Annotated in this window: 16 protein-coding genes; 5 read left to right on the top strand and 11 right to left on the bottom strand. The window is 47.6% G+C overall.

The genetic code is table 11. From position 1 onward, the window contains the following. Nucleotides 1–95: 95 nt before the first annotated feature. The 3 genes from H6629_22390 to H6629_22380 all read right to left on the bottom strand — a co-directional run bounded on the left by H6629_22390 (nucleotide 96) and on the right by H6629_22380 (nucleotide 5,337). Nucleotides 96–1,730 carry an amidase gene (locus H6629_22390; protein MCB9070533.1) on the bottom strand — a complete coding sequence of 545 codons (1,635 nt, stop codon included), beginning with the start codon at nucleotides 1,728–1,730 and terminating at the stop codon, nucleotides 96–98. An 82-nt stretch (nucleotides 1,731–1,812) separates the two neighbouring features. Then, nucleotides 1,813–2,721, bottom strand: a complete 909-nt coding sequence (locus H6629_22385; GenBank protein MCB9070532.1) for an AEC family transporter — start codon at nucleotides 2,719–2,721, stop codon at nucleotides 1,813–1,815. 162 nt (nucleotides 2,722–2,883) lie between these two features. Continuing rightward, nucleotides 2,884–5,337: an immune inhibitor A gene (locus tag H6629_22380; GenBank protein ID MCB9070531.1), complete on the bottom strand. Its 2,454-nt coding sequence runs from the start codon at nucleotides 5,335–5,337 to the stop codon at nucleotides 2,884–2,886. Nucleotides 5,338–5,583: 246 nt separating this feature from the next. Here H6629_22380 and H6629_22375 point away from each other — a divergent pair, with 246 nt between their 5' ends. Continuing rightward, nucleotides 5,584–7,662 carry a BatA domain-containing protein gene (locus H6629_22375; GenBank protein MCB9070530.1) on the top strand — a complete coding sequence of 693 codons (2,079 nt, stop codon included), beginning with the start codon at nucleotides 5,584–5,586 and terminating at the stop codon, nucleotides 7,660–7,662. 1 nt (nucleotide 7,663) lies between these two features. Here H6629_22375 and H6629_22370 read toward each other — a convergent pair whose 3' ends face one another. The 8 genes from H6629_22370 to H6629_22335 form a co-directional block, all read right to left on the bottom strand. Then, nucleotides 7,664–8,746, bottom strand: a complete 1,083-nt coding sequence (locus H6629_22370) for a metal-dependent hydrolase (GenBank protein ID MCB9070529.1) — start codon at nucleotides 8,744–8,746, stop codon at nucleotides 7,664–7,666. A 79-nt stretch (nucleotides 8,747–8,825) separates the two neighbouring features. Then, the gene (locus H6629_22365; protein MCB9070528.1) at nucleotides 8,826–9,176 is read right to left on the bottom strand and encodes a nuclear transport factor 2 family protein; all 351 of its coding nucleotides are present in this window, start codon (nucleotides 9,174–9,176) and stop codon (nucleotides 8,826–8,828) included. Between the two features lie 150 nt (nucleotides 9,177–9,326). Continuing rightward, nucleotides 9,327–9,944, bottom strand: coding sequence for a YceI family protein (locus H6629_22360; GenBank protein ID MCB9070527.1), 618 nt, complete (start codon nucleotides 9,942–9,944; stop codon nucleotides 9,327–9,329). Between the two features lie 167 nt (nucleotides 9,945–10,111). Continuing rightward, complete coding sequence (locus H6629_22355; GenBank protein ID MCB9070526.1) at nucleotides 10,112–10,561, bottom strand: MarR family transcriptional regulator; 450 nt, start codon at nucleotides 10,559–10,561, stop codon at nucleotides 10,112–10,114. Between the two features lie 156 nt (nucleotides 10,562–10,717). Continuing rightward, a complete protein-coding gene (locus H6629_22350; GenBank protein MCB9070525.1) occupies nucleotides 10,718–11,461 on the bottom strand; it encodes a pirin family protein in 744 nt (247 codons plus the stop codon). Nucleotides 11,462–11,615: 154 nt separating this feature from the next. Continuing rightward, nucleotides 11,616–12,167 (bottom strand): outer membrane beta-barrel protein, encoded by a 552-nt coding sequence (locus H6629_22345; protein MCB9070524.1) that lies wholly within the window; start codon nucleotides 12,165–12,167, stop codon nucleotides 11,616–11,618. 17 nt (nucleotides 12,168–12,184) lie between these two features. Beyond that, nucleotides 12,185–12,589: a hypothetical protein gene (locus H6629_22340; GenBank protein MCB9070523.1), complete on the bottom strand. Its 405-nt coding sequence runs from the start codon at nucleotides 12,587–12,589 to the stop codon at nucleotides 12,185–12,187. 81 nt (nucleotides 12,590–12,670) lie between these two features. Beyond that, a complete protein-coding gene (locus tag H6629_22335) occupies nucleotides 12,671–13,132 on the bottom strand; it encodes a hypothetical protein (protein MCB9070522.1) in 462 nt (153 codons plus the stop codon). Nucleotides 13,133–13,441: 309 nt separating this feature from the next. On the opposite strand from H6629_22335, the gene H6629_22330 reads away from it, so the two are divergent. The 4 genes from H6629_22330 to H6629_22315 all read left to right on the top strand — a co-directional run bounded on the left by H6629_22330 (nucleotide 13,442) and on the right by H6629_22315 (nucleotide 18,216). Beyond that, nucleotides 13,442–14,101: a Crp/Fnr family transcriptional regulator gene (locus tag H6629_22330; protein MCB9070521.1), complete on the top strand. Its 660-nt coding sequence runs from the start codon at nucleotides 13,442–13,444 to the stop codon at nucleotides 14,099–14,101. Nucleotides 14,102–14,473: 372 nt separating this feature from the next. Next, complete coding sequence (locus tag H6629_22325; GenBank protein ID MCB9070520.1) at nucleotides 14,474–15,817, top strand: M48 family metalloprotease; 1,344 nt, start codon at nucleotides 14,474–14,476, stop codon at nucleotides 15,815–15,817. Nucleotides 15,818–16,000: 183 nt separating this feature from the next. Continuing rightward, complete coding sequence (locus H6629_22320; protein ID MCB9070519.1) at nucleotides 16,001–17,206, top strand: 2,3-bisphosphoglycerate-independent phosphoglycerate mutase; 1,206 nt, start codon at nucleotides 16,001–16,003, stop codon at nucleotides 17,204–17,206. Nucleotides 17,207–17,382: 176 nt separating this feature from the next. Further along, nucleotides 17,383–18,216 carry a class I SAM-dependent methyltransferase gene (locus tag H6629_22315; GenBank protein ID MCB9070518.1) on the top strand — a complete coding sequence of 278 codons (834 nt, stop codon included), beginning with the start codon at nucleotides 17,383–17,385 and terminating at the stop codon, nucleotides 18,214–18,216. Nucleotides 18,217–18,442: the final 226 nt, after the last annotated feature.

The following is an 18,442-nucleotide window of genomic DNA, read 5'->3' as shown; positions in this document are numbered from 1 at the left end:
ATTAAATACGGAGTAAATTTATAACAGCAAACGTCGGGGCTTATGAAGTAGATCAATAGTTTCCAATTGTAATTTTTTTCAAAATTTCTGCGATGTTATTCACCTAACCCGGATAAATCCGGATGCAACTTGTGAAAACCCGTTGCCTGCTGATATTGTTTCGCGAGCGCCAGAATCGTCGCTTCGTCGAACAAATTGCCGGTAAAGCTGATGCTCTGCTCTGCCGCGCCGTTCGGCACCACAACGCAGGGATGGCCGGTCAGATTGGTAATCAGCAAATTTTCGCCAAAACTGGGTGAAATATATGCATCAACCGTCTCGAACAACGCGGCCATTTCCTGAATCCACAAATAGCGGATGCGGTTGGCGTTGATATATTCCACCGCCGGAATAAATCGCGATGTGCGGAATTCGTTCGGCCAGGCGTTTTTGATTTGACGAACCAGCAGATCGTCATCGTTGGAACGCGTGAGCGCATCGAATGCGGCGGCAGCCTCCGCGCCGAGGATGATCGACAAATCCCAGACGGGTAAATCCGGCAATTCGATCGGAATCAATTCGTAACCCATTTCTGAAAAATTATCCAGCGCAGCTTGCAAAAATGGCTGGCTGACGGAATCAGCATTTTCAAATTCGCTTTTCAGATAGCCGAGCCGGAGCTGTCTGACATCGAAATCCGAACGATAATTGAACGGCAAATCATGCAGCGTTTGGTCCTGCCCGTCCGGTCCCAGAATTGCGTTGAAAACGATCGCGCAATCCTCTGTACTGCGGCACAGCGGGCCAATTTTGTCCATCGACCAACTGAGCGCCATTGCGCCGGTGCGGCTCACTCGTCCGTAGGTCGGACGCAAACCGGATATTCGGTTGCGGGACGCGGGACTCACAATGCTGCCCCACGTTTCCGTCCCGATAGCGAACGCCACCAAGCCAGCGCTGGTTGCCGAGCCGGAGCCGGCAGAGGAACCGCTGCTGCCCTGCTCAATATTCCACGGATTGCGGGTTTTCCCGCCAAACCAGACATCGCCCCACGCCAAAGCGCCCATCGTCAGTTTCGCGACGAGCACCGCACCGGCGGCTTCCAATTTTTGAATAACCGTGGCATCCGTATCAAATTCCTGATCTTTGAACGGCATCGCGCCCCAGGTGGTTTTGTAGCCTTTTACCGCCAGCAAATCTTTTGCGCCATACGGGATGCCATGCAGCATCCCGCGATAGTTGCCTTCGGCGATTTCCGCATCTGCACGTTTTGCCTGCGCCAGCGCCAAATTTTCGGTCAGTGTGATCACGCATTCGAGCTTCGGACCATATTTTTTCAATCGCGCGAGATACATTTGGGTGAGTTCCAGCGATGTGACTTGCCGGGTGCGAATCATCTCCGCCAATTCGGGAATTGACCAAAATGCGACATCTTCCAGATTTGCCGGACGCCGCACATTTTCCGGGCGATCAATTTGAAATGGAATTTGCTCGCTATCGAACGATTTACCGACGGGAATCGGGTTGAACATCATCGCCGGCCACACGCTGTTCGACAGATTCACACTGCGGATATCCTCATATTTGTCGGCATTTTCGCGAATGCCGTCGAGCATCGAATCGCGTTCAGCTTCGGTTAGCTTCAGCCCGATCAGCTTTTCCGCAGCGCGGATATCGGCGGTTTCAACATTGGATTTTGGCGAACCATCCTGTGCAATCGCATAATTTAAATGATGTATTGCCATAAACATCAGCAAAAAAACCAGCACTGTATTTCTGATCATTTTGATCTCCGTTTCGTATTTGATTTCATGAGAAATTACGGGATGCGCATCACATTAGCAAAACAATCGAGAGGGAAAAAAAGGAAATAATTGTCGATAGCACAATTGCGGCGGAAGCCAGTTGCGTATCGCTGTTGAGCTGCGAGGACAGCACATAAATAGCCGTTGATGTGGGCAGTGCGAAAAAAATCATCCCGACTTTGAATGCCTCGCCGGTGATGTGAAACCACTGCAACGCGTAAAAACCGATCACCGGAAAAATCAATAATTTGATCACCGTTGCGACTGCGGAAATGCGCGTGTATTGGCGAATGCTATCGAAAGACAGTGCACCGCCGATGGAAATCAGCGCAAGCGGCAGGGAAATTGTCGCCATCATTTGCAGCGTGTTATCCAGAAATTCCGGAAAACCGTTCGCCATTCGCGAATAGCCAAAACCGGCAATACAGCTGAGAATCAACGGGTTGGTGATGACCGCCTGAATGGTAAATTGCAGCCGTTTGGCGTGACTGATCGATTGCCCATTAAACCAAATGAGCGTGGCAACCGCAAAAACGTTGACCACCGGAATCACTACACCAATCAAAATGCCGAGTTCGCGCATGCCGCTTTCGCCGATGGCGTTGAAAACCACCGCCATTCCCACATACGAATTGAACCGGTAGCAGCTTTGCGAAAACGAACCCGCCTGAAACGCAGTTATCCCGAATATTTTGATAGCGATTGCGCTGATGGCAAACATCACCAACACCGTAATCAGCGCCGCAATTGACAGCGCCGGGTTAACCACTTCCGTTGCACCACCAATTTTCCAAAACAACAGCGCCGGATAAAAAATAAAATAAACCAGCCGGTCAGCCGTTTTCAGAAATGCTTCCGATGTCAGTTGGTAGCGTTTCAGCAAAACGCCCAATCCAATCACTGCAAAAACCGGAAAAAGGGTGTTGAGAATGATCAATTCGCGCCGGGAAGTCCTGTTTGGGGTAACAATTTTATGTTTACTAATTGTTGATTTTTTGCCACAAAATCACATTTTATTAAAAAAGGCGTTCCAGGCTGGAGCCTGGAACGAGGTGTAATTTGGTTGATTTTTTTGCTCTGGCTCCGTGGCTAAAATACTTTATTTATTCAACACAATTTTGATCGATTTGGCGAACGCACCCGCCTGCATGCGAACCAGATACACACCGCTGGCAAACTGTCCGGCATTCCAATTCACAACGTATGTTCCCGACGATTGGCGTTCGTCCAGCAATGTCGCAACTCGCTCGCCGAGCATGTTGTATACCGTTAGCTTCACCTGCGATGGCGTTGCCACAGCGTACTGAATCGCGGTTTCCGGGTTGAACGGATTTGGATAATTGGCATCCAGCGAAAATGCGTTTGGCGCTGTTTCATCAACTTGCTCAACGCCGACAGTCGTGGTGTAGCTGAGCACCTGAATATCATCGAGATACCAGCCGTCGCCTTCCACAAAACCGTCGCTTTCGATCACAAATCGCAAATAAACGGAGCTTTCGCCGGCATAATCACTGATGTCGATCGACTCTTTTATCCACTGACTTTGAACAGAATGATAGCCCGGTTCACCGGTAGTCTGAACGCCATCACCGCTGCCGGGGACCATATTCGGTGCGCTGAGCGGCTGCCAACTGGTGCCGTTTGTGGAAATTTTGACTTGTGCAAAATCGTATCCGGGTTCGATATCCCATTTTGTGTAATATTCTAAAAATGCTGAAGTTACACCGGACAAATTGATGGGAAACTGTAACGTAAACGCATTATTTACATTCGAAGGATATGATCCGGAGGGGCTATCTGTAAAGCTGTTCAGCGGGCTAACGTAAGTGTTGCCGGTCAATCCCCAGTTGCCGGGATTCCAGCCGAGCAAGCCATCTTCCGCGCTGTTGCTGAACAGGGCAATCGGCACACCGACGTTGAACATATTTCGCAGCGTATCCGTTCGCGTCAATCCGTTTTCCGTGATCGAAACAGCCAGTTGCGGCGTGTAACCCGGCGGCGTTTCGGGATTAATTTGGGCAAAAACCGTGTCCGATGCAGCCACAGAACGGGCACCTAATCCGGTTACGGAACCGCTGCCACCGGAAATTATCTGCAAAAATTCGTCTGCCGGTTCAATTTGATAACTGATCTCGGCGCTGCTGTCTAATCCGGCGTTCTGCAATCCGATGACAATCGCGATTTCCTCGCCGCGTTCAAAAAAGCCATCGCCGGATTCCACTTCGCTGACAGTCGCATTTTTGGGCATCACAAAACTGCCGCCCATCCACGCCAAAAACATATTTGCAGACAAATTTTCGATCGCCAACGGATAAATCCGCGATTGGCTTGGCCAAAAGCCATCCAGACTGCTGCCCACTTCCGGGCTAAAACTGATCATTTTACCCTTCAAGGCTTGCTCGCCGTACAGCCAATCGAACGTGCCGCCGTTTGCCACATAACCGAGTGTTTCAAAAACGGTGCCGAAGGAATAGTTATTTACCCGGGTCATTTCTTTGCCGTATTCGATAAATAACAGCGAATCCGGGGTGAGAAAACGCTCTTTGTAGCCAAAGGGATAAATCAGCACGTTGCTGTACGTGTGATACGATAAATCGAGCCGGATATCCCGCGAGAGCACAAAATCGCGATATGCCTGCGTTTCCGGTTCGGAAAACGGCGCGGTGCCGCGATAGCTGTCGCTGCCGGGATTTGGGCTGGAGCCATCGTTATCGTATCCCCATTCGTAGCCGTAATTCCGATTCAAATCGACGCCAAAACTGCTGCCGTTGTTCCGGCGATTTTTTCGCCAAAATCCACCACCGTTGGGATTCGTGGTTTGGTTGTACACATAGCCATCCGGGTTCATCACCGGGATAAAAAACAGTTCGCGGTTATTCACCAAATAGCCAATTTCCGGATTGACATCGTAATTTTCGAGCAAGTGATACATAAAATAGAAAAGCGTCATCATGCCCTGCGGTTCGCGGGCGTGGTGCAGTGCGTCGTATAAAACTTCCGGCTCTGCTTCGTCGATATCTGGATTATCGGAAATTTTGATTGCCCAGATATCGCGCCCTTCAATTGTTTGTCCGATGGAAAATTTTTCACCAACCAAATTGGGATAATTCAACCGCATGGAATCGAGCTCCGCGACAACTTCCGCGTATGTGTAAAATCCGCCCATGCTGCCGAAACCGAATCCCTGAATGCCGCTTTCCGAACGGATGCGCTGTTTTTCCGCCGCGCTGAGCGGCTCGCGATTGCGAATTTCCGCGGCCATATCGCCGACCAAAACCGTGTAATTCAATCCGCTGTTTTGCAGAATTTCAAATTCCTGCGGATTGAGTATCGCTTCAATTTCCCAACCGCCCGATATGTTGCGTTTCGAGTGAATGTGGTCAAAAATCAATCCGTCGCCGGAAAGCACCGAAAAATCCGCGCTATTATTGATTGAAATCGCCACTTTCCGGTAAATTTCCAAAGAGGGTTGTGCGTTCGCATTTACGAAAAAAAACGCTGCTGCCAACAGCGCAATCGACATTCCAAATCCGTTTCTGATCCCTATTTTCACAACAATTCTCCTGTTTTTTGCCACTAACGAAAAATAATTATAACCAAAAAAACCGTCAGATTCACGAAAAAAAACCAATTGGCAATTATCCGTGAACTTCCGTTTGGGCTCGATCGTAAAGGATAACAAAACAATAGGTTATTCCGTTGGAAAAAGGATGCGAAGCCGGTTCGATTTTCGTATATTTTCCGCCGGAAACGCACAACTGCAAAGGAGTATCGCCTGAGTTTTTTAAATCCCCTGATTTTGTATGCGCTGGCAGCCGCAGCCATTCCGTTGCTGATCCATCTGTTGAATCGCCGGAAAATCAAACGGATCCCGTTCAGCACCATCCAGTTTTTAAAACAAATGGAAAAAAAGCAAATGCGCAATTTGCGCATCCGGCAGTTGCTGTTGTTGCTCATTCGCACGGCAATTATTTTGTTGCTGGTGCTGGCGTTTGCCCGCCCCACGTTGCAAAGCGGCAGCGGCGGATTGCTCAGCGAGCGCAGCAATATCGAGGCGGTAATTGTGCTGGATAACAGCATGAGTCTCAGCGAAGCACGGTTGAGCGGCACATTGCTGGACGAGCTTCGCACCCGGTTCAACAGCTTGCAGGATGCTTTCCGGGCCGGTGACCGGATCACGGTGATCCAATCAACCGCACCAGCCGCAACGCTGATCAAACAGGAGCCGTTCGAGAGCGGCGTTTGGGAGCGTTCGATCCAGAAATTGCAACCCAATTATCTGAAAACCGATTTGAACAGCGCCATTTCACAGGCAATTTCGCTGCTCGATCAATCTGTTTTCGCCACAAAAGAGCTGTATGTGATCAGCGATTTTCAGCAAAGCGGCATCGATGCCCGCAACCTGACGGAGCTGTTCGGGCAACCGGAGAATGCCGAAATCCAGCCATTTTTATTGAATATCCCCCACCCCAATGCAGAAAATATTTCCATCGACAGCGTTACGGTTGTCAACCGGTTGGTGGAAATTAACCAGCCGCTGCGCATCAAAGCGTATTTCCGGAATCATCATCCGGAAAATCATTTGAACACTTTGGCATCGGTCAGTTTGAACAACAATCGCGTTGCGCAGCAGCAAGTGAGCATCGCGCCCAACGAATTGAAAGAAGTTCAATTTCAACTGACTTTGGCGGAAAACGGATTTGTGAACGGTTTCATCGAAACCGAAAGCGATGCTTTGCAAGAGGATAACCGGCGCTATTTCAATTTTTACGTTCCAAAAAGGGTGCAACTGCTGCACATCACGCCGAGCGGTGATTTTCGTAGTTTTCTGCCGCTGATTCTCAACCCGGCAATCGATCGCGGTGTTTTCGGTTATCAGCGGGAACTTGCCGCAAACTGGAGCAGCCGCAATTTTCTGGAATATGATGTGATCATTTTAGAAGGGCTCGACCAGTTGCCGGAAACGTTGGTTTCCCGGTTGAAATCGTTTGTCGAGCAGGGTGGCGGTGCAATTGTGTTGCCCGGTGACCGCATCGTTCCGCCGCAATACAACCGTTTGCTGGAGCAGTTTTCGCTCGGTAAACTCGGCGAATTGCAGGGTTCGCCCGGCAGTGTCGAACAATTTTTGACAATCGATAATTTTCGCTGGAATCACCCGGTTTTTGAGGGATTGTTCGAGGAAAAACCCGGGCAGCTCAACCCAATCGAAGTGTATGCGAATTTCCGGGTGAATGCATCGCAGCAATCGCAGGATTTACTGCAACTCAGCGACCGGTCGCCACTGTTGCTGGAAAGCAATCTCAATAAAGGGGTGATTTATTTTATCAGCAGCCCGATGCAGCCGCAATGGAATCAGTTGCCCACCAAAGGATTTGTGGTGCCGCTGCTGTATCGATTGGTGTATTTTGCGGGCACGCGTAAAATCAGTGACCGGCAGGAAATCCGCACCGGTGAAATTTACCAGAGCCAGTTTTCCAACCTCGAAGCGCCGTATGAATTCCGGATGTCGCTGTCGCAGGAAACCGATGTGCGGCTGACACCCGAATTTCGCGGCTCCAATGTGCTCATCGAATTTGCCGAAACTGCGCTGCCCGGCAATTACCGGCTGCAACACAACGACCGGCAAATCGCTGCGCTGTCCGTCAATCCGTGGCCGGCGGAATCCGATGCCCGCTATTTTAGCGATGAATTGCCGGCGCTGTTCCCCGGCAGTCGTTTGCTGGCGAGTGACACCCCGATCGCCGATCAAGTGCAGAGCAGCCGTTTCGGGCAGGAATTGTGGCGATATTTGTTGATCGCTGCATTTGTGCTGTTGCTGGTGGAAATGGTTGTCGCCAGAACCGGCTCGAAATCGTTGGTTGAGGAATCGGCAGCCTAATTTAATCATTTTTGGTGTTGCTCGACATTTTCCCGGCGCTGGATTGTTCCACGGATTTATCGCCCGAAATGCGTTTAAATAGCCGCGCGAAATTTTCAGCGCGAGCATCAAATCCGGGCGTCTGCCGTTCGATATCCCGGTACATTGCCGGTGGTTGCGAATCTTCAATCAGCCGGAAGCTGAAAATATAGCTGCCTTTATCATCCAGCCACATATCTGATCTGCCAAACCGTATATCGTTAAAATACAATGTGTTATCGCTTTGGGTTATCGTGTAAAATCCCCGCGAAAACCAGAGTAATTTTTGGAGCGCAGGCTGATCTATTGCGGCTGAAATTTGCGCCTCATTTTTCGGCACATATTGAAAACGGATGTTGTCGTCATCATCCAGCAGCGAGTACAAACCGACCCACTGGCCATTCCCGTCATCCGCAATGGCCATCCACAAAATGATATTGAATGGTGTCGGGTTGCTAAAAATGCGTTCATATTTAATATTTTGCGCTTTCAGCGAATCGGCAAATGTTGCCTCCACATGAAACTTAATGGCAACTCCCAACAGCAGATAACCTGTTGTAAATGCGAGAGATGCGATATTTATTTTTCGTCGCAATTTTGCGTCATTTGGCAAGCGCCGAATCCAGAATGCTGCGATAATCAATGGTATGGTGTACACCGGATCGATGATAAAAATGGAGCCGATTGCCGCCGGATAATCGCTGAATGGCTGGAGCAATTGCGTGCCGTACATCGTAAACCAATCGAGAATCGGATGCGTTACAATGCTCCAGAATGCCAGCCAACTCCAATCACGCCAGCGAGCACCGGCACCGCGATAATATTTATAAATGAGCCAACCGAACACTGGCGCAAACAGTATCGCGAATACAAATGAATGGGAAAATCCCCGGTGAAAACCCAACTGTGCAACACCCGAAATAAACGGGTTTGCCAACACATCCAGATCGGGAATAGTGCCGCCAACGGCACCCCACAGCATGGCTTTATTGCCAACTTTTTTGCCCAAAACGGCTTCGCCGACAGCCGCGCCTAACGCAATTTGAGTTATGGTGTCTATAGCCAAATCTCCATTAAATAATGAATACAAATTAACCCAATAAAAAAGGCGGTAAAAAGATACCGCCTTTTTTTTCGGAAATCAATCAGGCACCGTAATAGAACGTTTCGTTCACAATTTTGCCATTTTTCCATTTTTGGACGGCAATCTGGTCGTATTTTCGCACACCCCAGTCTTTGTGAGTGTAATCGAAATGCCATTTAATGAATGCAGTATCTTCGTTCACCGCGACATCAACTACATTCGCCCCGCGAAATTCGGTGATACTGCCAAAAAAGTCTTCTTCACGTTTGCGATTGGCATCTTTTCCAACGGTCGGGGGATTGTTATTTTCCTGCATTACTACGTCATCAGCATAAAATTTTTCAAATGCTTCCATAGCTTTGCCTTGCAAAACCATTTCATTAAGTTCTGTTACCATTGATTTGATATCCATGGATAACCTCCTTTATTTTATTTCAGTTATGTGTGTGGAATGTTTTGGTGAACCGATATTGCTACAGTACTGCTATTTTAAAAGTTTGGGCAACCTCCAGGGATTGCCCAAACGAATAATCTCTCAACCCAAAATGAAAGACTTTACAACTTATTTATTCATGCTCATTTCAGCCAATTTGTCAGCGACAAGTGTCAAATCGAATTTGATATCGTCGTAAATCATTTTGTCACCCAAATTTTCGAAAAAACTGCCAGAGCGGAAGCGCACATCCCATTTGGTACGGTCGATGGTAAACGCCGCGTTTGCTGTCATCGCTTCATCTGTAAAGCTGATGGTTGCCGGAAATGAAATCTCGTGGGTGATACCTTTGATGGTCAGATCACCGGTAACAACGTGAGTGGTTGTTTCACCTTCTTTGGGATTGTACGGAGCAACTTTGTTCACTTTCAGGGTTGCAACCGGGTGATTAGCAACGGAGAAAAAGTCGTCCGATTTCAGGTGACCAACGAGCTTGTCATTCCATTCGCCTTCCAAATCTTCGTTAACAATCGAATTCATATCGATGTTGAAAACGCCGGAAAATTTGGCGCCATCCTGAACCAGTTCACCATCTTTGATGGCAATAGTGCCGTGATGTTTTCCGGTAATTTTTTCACCGGTCCACGCCAAAGCGCTTTTTTCGGCATCAACTTTATAAGTTTGGGCAAATGCTGATCCCCAAATAAAACCTGCGAGTACTGCTGCTAAAACGATTAACTGCTTCATGGTTACGTCTCCTTTTATATGGTTTGTTGAATCATTTCGAAATTTTTTGCCGAATCTGCTCTTGCTTTCCGGCATGTCGTTAAACATAAGTTTGATGAATTCTGAAATTAATTGTTACACTAAATGTCTAAGTATTTATTGTCTATACACACAAGTGAGTAAAAAAATTATCCGCGCATTTTATCGAGAATCCGATTGGTTTCTTTCGCTTCTTCGATGGTCACATGGCTGAAGAGCTCATCCCAACGTTCGACAACGCTATCGAGTTCTTTGAGCAAATTCAAACCTTTATCGGTGATGACAACATCAACCGCTCGTCGATCTTTTTCGCATTGATGACGTTCGATTAAGCCTTTTAACCGAAGCTTTTCTACCAACCGGGATGCGTTGGACATTTTATCCAACATTCTGTCTTTTAACAAGTTAACGGTAGCCGGATTTGGATATTGACCCCGCAAAATTCGCAAAATATTGTATTGCTGGACTGATATTTTATACGGCCTGAAGTATTGTGTCTGTAACGAACTCAGCCAGCCACTGGTGTAAAGAACATTCAAAATTAATTTTTGATATTCATTCTTGAATTTGCTTTGTTGAATTTCTTTTTCCAGTTCCACTGTAACCTCGTTTTTTTATTTACAGTGGTAATATATGTATAGACATCTAATACTGCAACATCTTTTTAAAATTTAATCTTTACAGATGCTCTAATACCATCAAGATTTTAAAATGCTGACGTCGTCCAGTTGCTCAAGCTGATATTATTCAATAGTTTATCGCCAGATCAACCGTGAGTTCATTCCCAAATCAAATAGCAACACCTCACTATTTTTTGAAAAATTCATCGTGATTTTTGCGGTGTTGGTGATGCCAATACCGTCGCCCTGCTGCATTTGAACACCGGAAATGGTTGCTTCGCCAGATACCATTTGAATCCATGCGCCATAATTTTCCCGGAGTTCGTGAACAGCTTCATCGCCGGGGGAAAATAATCCGGCATAAATACGAGCGTTGGTGTTGATCGGCATGCTGCCGTTTTCGCCGTCCGGCGACACATACATGCAAAATTTGCCCTGCCGTTCTTCCGGCGTAAATTTCAGTTGATGATATTCGAACTGCGTTCCGGTGCGTTCGGGAATCAGCCACATTTGATAATTGTGCTCGACAACATCGTGCAGATTTTCTTCCGAATGAATCATTCCCCGGCTTCCGGCGCTGATCAACTGCATTTCTCCGGCAGTAATGCCGGCTTTGTGCCCGAAGCTGTCGCCATGCGTAAGCGTTCCGGAAACAACGTAGGTGACAATTTCAACATCCCGGTGCGGATGCGCCGGAAATCCCGAGTGCGGCTGGATGTGATTTTCCACCATCACCCGCAGCGGGCCAAAATTGATCCAAGCCGGATCGTGATAATTAGCGAAGGAAAAAGTCATCCAGTTGTCTGTCCAGCCAAAATCTTCAAAACCGCGTTCGTCGCTTCGTCGGATAATCATTTTTGGTTCAGATGTGTGATTCATAAAATTCCCCATTTTCTTTTCATCATTTCGCAATAATACCGTTTAACGAGCGTTCAGTGCAAGTGATGTTCAAAAATTGCGTCGTTTTGTGCCAAAGTCCGATAAAAAAACCCATCCCGAAGCAAAAAGTTCCGGGATGGGCAAGGTATGTATTTTAAAGCCGGAACATCAGTCCGGCATTGATGATGTAGAAATTGCTGTTAACATCACCGCTTCCGGGCACGGCATTGAAATCGTAATTCAGGAAAACATAGCGGATATCGGTGCTGAGTTTTGTCTTTCCGCCAACCGGCAGTTCCGCGCCAAAGCCAAAATGCCAGCCGAATTCCTGCGATGTTTCGCTGTTATCCTCCAGATCGACACCGGGCACATTGTCATCGTATTCGATGGTGGTGTTATACCAACCTGCGCCCATCGCGCCGTAAACGATCGGAATTGGATAAAACAGTCCGGTTACCATAATGGGCCAATTTTTGACCGTTACCGTTTCGTCGAAAAATTTCTCCTGCCGATAACCGATAGATCCTTCGACGCCAAACGATCCGGCGGATTTCAGGCGAACGGCAGCACCGACAAAAATGTTGGTGTTATCCGAATCTTTCGATTTGAAAAATCCGAGCTGCGGTCCAAAATAAAGTCCCTGTGCAAAAGCCCCGGAGCTGCCTGCAAAGCAAATAATGAGCACCATAAACATAAGTTTTTTCATAATTTGGCTCCTCAATTTCAGGACTTCTCTTTTTCATTTTCCATTTGGCTAACGGTCAGCATCCGGTCAATTTCGTTCATGGTTTGGTTCAGGCTTTGGCGAACATCATCCATTTGTTCGGTGGTTGCCATCCGCAATTGCGCGATGCCGTTTTGGAGATCGCTTTTGAGCGATTCGAGATTTTCGATCTGCTGATCGATCGCTTCTTTGCCATCTTCCGTCGCTTCGTTAGCAGCTTCGCCGAGTTCGGCAATCCGCTCATCCAAACGGTTGATTTCTTTCTGAACCTGCTCCTCCATTTTATTGATTTTATTATCAATTTCCGATTGCAAGTCCGGTTTTTCTTTTTCTCCGCTGCAGGCAGAAAGCATAATTCCCATTGCAACAAAAAGAACAACCATAATTTTACTGATACTTTGCATAACTTATTTCCTCCGTTGAGTAGTGTTTTGTTGTAAAACTAAATTGTTATCAAGTTTATAATTATCAATGATTTGGCTCCATCAGAACCGCAACCCGAATGCGAGCACAAATTCGTTATTATCTGACAATATCAATTTTCCCTGAATATATGGCAGCACCGATCGCGTCAAAAAGCTGACGCCACCCAACAGGTTCACGCCAACATCTGTGCTGCTGTCGTTATCGCCGTCGCCATTTACAACGATAACGCCCAAACCGCCGCCAGCCCAAAATTGCGTGCCGCGATTCGCCGGAAAATCGTAATGGCCGTCAAAATTCAGCGTCATCAGCGTTGCTTCATCAACAAATACATATTCAATATTGGGATTCAAGTATACCCGGTTGGTGTATGGAATCAGCAAATCACCGCCGATGAACGCATCTTCAACATCTGTATAAACGCCGGTTCGGATACCAAATCGTGTTTGGGCGAATACACTCGATTGTGTAACAATGCACACAAGAATCATCACAATTACTGTATAAAAAGCCGATTTTCTCATAATTTTAGCCTCCGTTTCGTAAAATTCACATATTTGGCTTATCGATGCCCATAAATAGCACAACTACTGTGCCAAACCCGAAATTTTCACTTTTAATATTTGTTATTAAATGAGTTAACTGAAATCATCCGGAGGTGTTGATACACCATATTTTATTAATCCGTCTCAAAATGATACAATTTATCATTGTAAAAGGGCTGCTAAGTTTGGGAAAACGCAGCGGCAATTCCGGCAAAATCGCAAACCGTGTTGACTTTGAGTGCCCCGTTGGTTAATCTGTTTCAACTTAAGAAAAATCGAAAGCTACTAATGAATGACGACAGCAAATATTTACCGATTCTCGAAAATGCCAATCCGCGAGTGAAGGCGATTTTTGAATCGACCGCGATCCACAAACAGTTTTCCGCTGGCACACAGCTCGCGATGGAAGGTGCGGTTTGCCATTACTTTTTTGTGGTGATCTCTGGAATTATTCGGGTATTCAAACTTGGCGATACCGGACGGGAAATTACATTATATCGGGTAAATCCCAATCAGAGCTGCATTTTAACGTCGTTTGGCGTGCTGTCCCAAACGCCGTTTCCGGCGTTCGCCATTGCGGAAACCGATGTTGAATTGCTGATGGTAACCGCAGCAGATATTCGCGATTGGGTGGATCGGTACGATGTGTGGCGCAAACATTTGTTCGAAAACATGACCATCCGTCTCAACGAAATTTTGAACACGATTGAAAAAGTAGCGTTTCAACGATTGGATGCGCGATTGGCGGAATATTTGTTATCGCATTTTCCGGCGGATATGCGCATTCTGAAAATCACTCACGAGCAATTGGGGCGCGAACTCGGGTCGTCGCGGGTTCCGGTCAGCCGGATTCTCGAAGAATGGGAAAATGACGGCGCAATTGAGCTGGCGCGCGGCAAAATTATCATCCTCAATCGCGAGCAATTGCGGGAAAAGTTGCACCAGTAAACAACTTTTTCTATATTTTTTAAGGAGGCGTTCCAAAGCAGTAGCTTTGGAACGAGAATATCCAGTTTTGAGTGATCGCGTAACGCGTATTTTGGAAAGATAATACCCGGGCTTGGCGGTCTCGTTGCGAAGCTCCGGCTTCGCAATGCAGTTTTTTTGGAAGCTCTGCTTCCATCGCATTTACTCAGCATATAAAAACAGAAGCTGCAACGGAAATCGGATCGCAGCGACACAAAAAATATTCATCAATATTTTGGGAGCAAAATGAATCGTAACCGTAGTTTTCGCTATTTTGGGTTGGGGTTTTTGGCAATAATATTGGCGATTACCATTTCCTGCGCCACAAATCCGGTAACCGGCGACCGGGAATTCATGCTGGTTTCCGAACAGCAGGAAATTTCCATGGGCAAAGAATACGACCCGCAAGTAGTTGCAACTTATGGCGTTTACGACGATGCGGAAATCGCCGCATACATCAGCGACATCGGGCAGCGGATCGCTACAGTTTCGGATCGCCCGGGATTGGCGTATGAATTTAAAGTGCTGGATTCTCCGGTGATCAACGCATTTGCGGTTCCCGGCGGATATGTGTATTTCACTCGCGGCATTTTGGCATATCTGAACAACGAAGCGGAAGTGGTTGGCGTAATGGGTCACGAAGTGGGGCATATTGCCGCACGCCATTCTGCCAAACAAATTTCCCAGCAGCAGATCGCCACCATCGGGTTGGGCGTCGGCTCGATTCTTTCCGAGGATGTTGCAAAATATGCCGGATTGGCGCAAGCCGGTTTGGGGCTGCTGTTTTTGCGATTCGGTCGCGATGCCGAACGGCAGTCTGATCAGCTTGGCGTGGATTACTCGACCAAACTTGGATACGATGCAACAGAAATGGCAAATTTTTTCGGGACGCTGGATAAAATGAGCGGTGGCGAAAGCGGCGGTTTGCCCGGCTGGTTTTCCACTCACCCGGCGCCAGACGAGCGCGTCCAAAACGTCACCCGGATGGCGCAGGAACAGCAGGCCAAAAATCCCGCTGCCAATTACGAAGTCAATCGCGAGAAATATCTCCGCAAAATTGACGGGCTGATTTTCGGCGATGATCCCCGGCAAGGTTACGCCGAGGAGGGATTTTTTTATCACCCGGAGTTGAAATTCCAGTTTCCGGTACCGGCAGATTGGCAAGTTGTGAACACGCCATCGCAGGTGCAGATCGCCAACAGCGACCAGAACGCTGTGATTTTATTCCAGTTAGCGCAACAAAACACCGCCCGCGCAGCTGCGGATAATTTTGTCACGCAAGCCAACGCCCAAAAAGTTTCGGACGACGCAATGCGGGTGCATTCGCTGAATGCGGTGCGGCTGGTTTCGGATGTCAATTCCAATGACGGCGTGCTGCGGGTCGTTTCCTATTTTATTGAATATGAGGGACGGGTGTATCTGTTTCACGGATTGAGCAACAAACTCAATTTTTCGCGCTACGGCGACACGATGGAAAACTGCATGCGCGGCTTTAACCGGCTCACCAATCCCCAAAAAATAAATGTGGAACCGAACCGCATTCGCATCAAAACGGTTGCCAAAACCGGAACGCTGGAAAGCACGTTGCAATCTTTCGGCGTTGCCGCCGATAAAATGGAATTGCACTCACTTTTGAACGGTATGGAATTGAACAGCACTGTTCAGGCGAACAGTTTGATTAAAGTGGTTGGAAAATAAATCCCGATTTACGGAACAAGAGTGACCAAACAAAATTACATCTGTAAAATGTAATTTAATGGTGCCTGCTATTTATTAGCTTTTTATTTCCATTTAAATCATTAACAAAACTGATTATATTTCCCGCCTGAAAACGGATGTTTAAACCACAAAAAACACTATTTCTTTAAACCGGGAGGTAAAATGAAACCGGAAATATTGAGCGAACTGATTACCAAAAATGACAAAAAAATTGTGTATCTGGTGATGGACGGGTTAGGCGGATTGCCGATGGGCGGCGACAAAACCGAACTGGAAACCGCCAAAACCCCGAACCTCGACAAATTTGCCGCAGAAGGCATTACCGGAATGCTCGATCCGGTTTCGCCGGGCATTACGCCGGGCAGCGGACCGGGACATCTGGCGCTGTTCGGATACGATCCGCTGGAATTCCTGATCGGTCGCGGTGTGCTTTCCGCACTCGGGGTGGATTTTGAGCTGACCGATCGCGATGTTGCCGCACGACTGAATTTTTGCACGCTGGACAGCAACGGCAAGGTGAGCGATCGCCGTGCCGGACGGATTCCCACCGATGTGAACGAAAAACTGGTTGCCAAAATCAAGGCGAACGTGAAGCTCAGCGACGGCATGGAATATTCTCTGCTGACCGAATCCGAGCATCGCGCGGTATTTATTTTGCGCGGCGACGGGCTTGGCGGCAACATCAACGATACCGATCCGCAGCAAACCGGGCTGACACCCAAAGCGCCGGTCGGCGAAGATGCCGCATCGCAAAAAACCGTGAAATATGTGAAAGAATTTTTATCGGGCGTGCAGGAAACGCTCAAAAATGATCATCCGGCCAACATGGTTTTGGCGCGCGGATTTGCCAAATTCGATCCCCCGCCATCGATGGAAGCGCGTTACGGGCTGAACGCCGTGGCAATCGCCCAATACCCGATGTATCGCGGTCTGGCGCGGCTGGTCGGGATGGATGTCCCCAAAAAACCGGAAACCTACGACGCCATGTTCAATCAATTAAAAGAACATTGGGATTCGCACACCTTCTTTTTTGTGCATTTCAAGAAAACGGACAGCACCGGCGAAGACGGCAATTTTGAGAAAAAAGTGCATGTCATCGAGGAAATCGATGCGTGGGCGGCAAAATTGCGCGATCTGAACCCGGATGTGCTGGTGGTTACCGGCGACCACTCCACGCCCTCCGCACTGAAAAACCACAGTTGGCATCCGGTGCCGACCCTTTTGTGGTCGGAAAATTGCCGCCCGGATGAAGTCACCCAATTTGGCGAAAAATATTGCATGCGCGGCTACATCGGCAGGATGGCCACCAAACACCTGATCATGTTGTCGCTTGCCAATGCACTCAAATTGAAAAAATTCGGTGCATAATTCCGATTAAACCTGCCAACCAGCCCGGGCAACCGGGCTGGTTTTTTTTTCGAAGATTATAAATTTCCTCAATTTTTTAATTTTTGATTGATGCAAATCTTTTGTAACATATCACCCGAATTTACAACGCTTAACAAGCGTTATTGTTAACAATACTGTAACTTAAAAGAGCTTAAATGCCCGACCGTGTTATCCGTAAACTGAATCTGTATAAAACATACGCTGTATCCTGGTACGAGCAACGTGCCTATTTGAAAACGTTGCAGAAAAAATCCTACGATTACGAAACATTGTTTGCCATCCTCGCCGAACTTACCGGCACAACCCCGGAAATAATCAGCGGTTATTATCAGGAAATGCACGATGACAAGGTCTTTTCACTGATCGAATCCACCATTCGGAACATCCCGGATTTACAGCACCACACGTACGACGGTTACGATGTGATCCAGCAAATCGGGATCGAGAAATACGTGCGCATCGACCGGACGGCGTTGTATTGCATCGTCCGCGCCAAAAAACCGGAGATATTTGTGGAAACCGGCACGCGCTGGGGCATTGGCGCCTGTTTTATTCTGGCGGCGATGGAAAAAAACGGCGGCGGGCAATTATACAGCTTTGATATCGGCATCAACAAAATTCCCGGCGATGAATATTTTTGGCCAAAAAATCATCAGCAATTGGGATTTATGGTGCCGCAGCACCTCCGGCATCGCTATACGATTATCGAAGGCGACGCAAAACTAACGCTGCCGAACTTTTTAAGCGATATTCAACCGAAAGTGGACATTTTTTATCACGACAGCCTGCACACCTACGAGCACATGAATTTTGAATTTACCACTATCCGCCCGCATATGGCTGTCAACGGATTGCTGATTTCGGAGGATACCAACCATAACGATGCGTGGTCGGATTTTATCAAACAAACGCCATACAAACTGGAAACCGGCTACTGCTCGCATCTGGGCATTTTTGAGGACCGGGAGGTCCGGGCGATTGCGTTGTAGATAATGATCGGGGTTAGGTATCACCGGGCGTTAGGCCCGGTGGTAAAGCAGGGTTGTTAAGTTATTTAACTGACGTTACTTAGCCACCCACGAAGTGGTGCCTTCGGCAGGAGCCGCAAGAGGGGCACAGAGAATTTATTGGTTCGTGAGTAATTTTGAGAAATAACAAAGCTTAAAATATTGAATTATTCGTTCATTTCGGACCTCACCCTCTGCCCCTCTCCTG

The organism is Calditrichia bacterium (genome assembly GCA_020634975.1).
GTDB lineage: Bacteria > Calditrichota > Calditrichia > RBG-13-44-9 > J075 > JACKAQ01.
The sequence above is the reverse complement of the archived record's forward strand: the minus strand, read 5'-3'. Positions and strand labels throughout refer to the sequence as shown.

Coding starts and splice junctions, on each gene's coding strand:
- H6629_22390 (MCB9070533.1), bottom strand. CDS start 1,730: ATGTTTATGGCAATACATCATTTAAATTATGCGATTGCACAGGATGGT.
- H6629_22365 (MCB9070528.1), bottom strand. CDS start 9,176: ATGGATATCAAATCAATGGTAACAGAACTTAATGAAATGGTTTTGCAA.
- H6629_22360 (MCB9070527.1), bottom strand. CDS start 9,944: ATGAAGCAGTTAATCGTTTTAGCAGCAGTACTCGCAGGTTTTATTTGG.
- H6629_22350 (MCB9070525.1), bottom strand. CDS start 11,461: ATGAATCACACATCTGAACCAAAAATGATTATCCGACGAAGCGACGAA.
- H6629_22345 (MCB9070524.1), bottom strand. CDS start 12,167: ATGAAAAAACTTATGTTTATGGTGCTCATTATTTGCTTTGCAGGCAGC.
- H6629_22340 (MCB9070523.1), bottom strand. CDS start 12,589: ATGCAAAGTATCAGTAAAATTATGGTTGTTCTTTTTGTTGCAATGGGA.
- H6629_22335 (MCB9070522.1), bottom strand. CDS start 13,132: ATGAGAAAATCGGCTTTTTATACAGTAATTGTGATGATTCTTGTGTGC.
- H6629_22330 (MCB9070521.1), top strand. CDS start 13,442: ATGAATGACGACAGCAAATATTTACCGATTCTCGAAAATGCCAATCCG.
- H6629_22325 (MCB9070520.1), top strand. CDS start 14,474: ATGCTGGTTTCCGAACAGCAGGAAATTTCCATGGGCAAAGAATACGAC.
- H6629_22320 (MCB9070519.1), top strand. CDS start 16,001: ATGAAACCGGAAATATTGAGCGAACTGATTACCAAAAATGACAAAAAA.
- H6629_22315 (MCB9070518.1), top strand. CDS start 17,383: ATGCCCGACCGTGTTATCCGTAAACTGAATCTGTATAAAACATACGCT.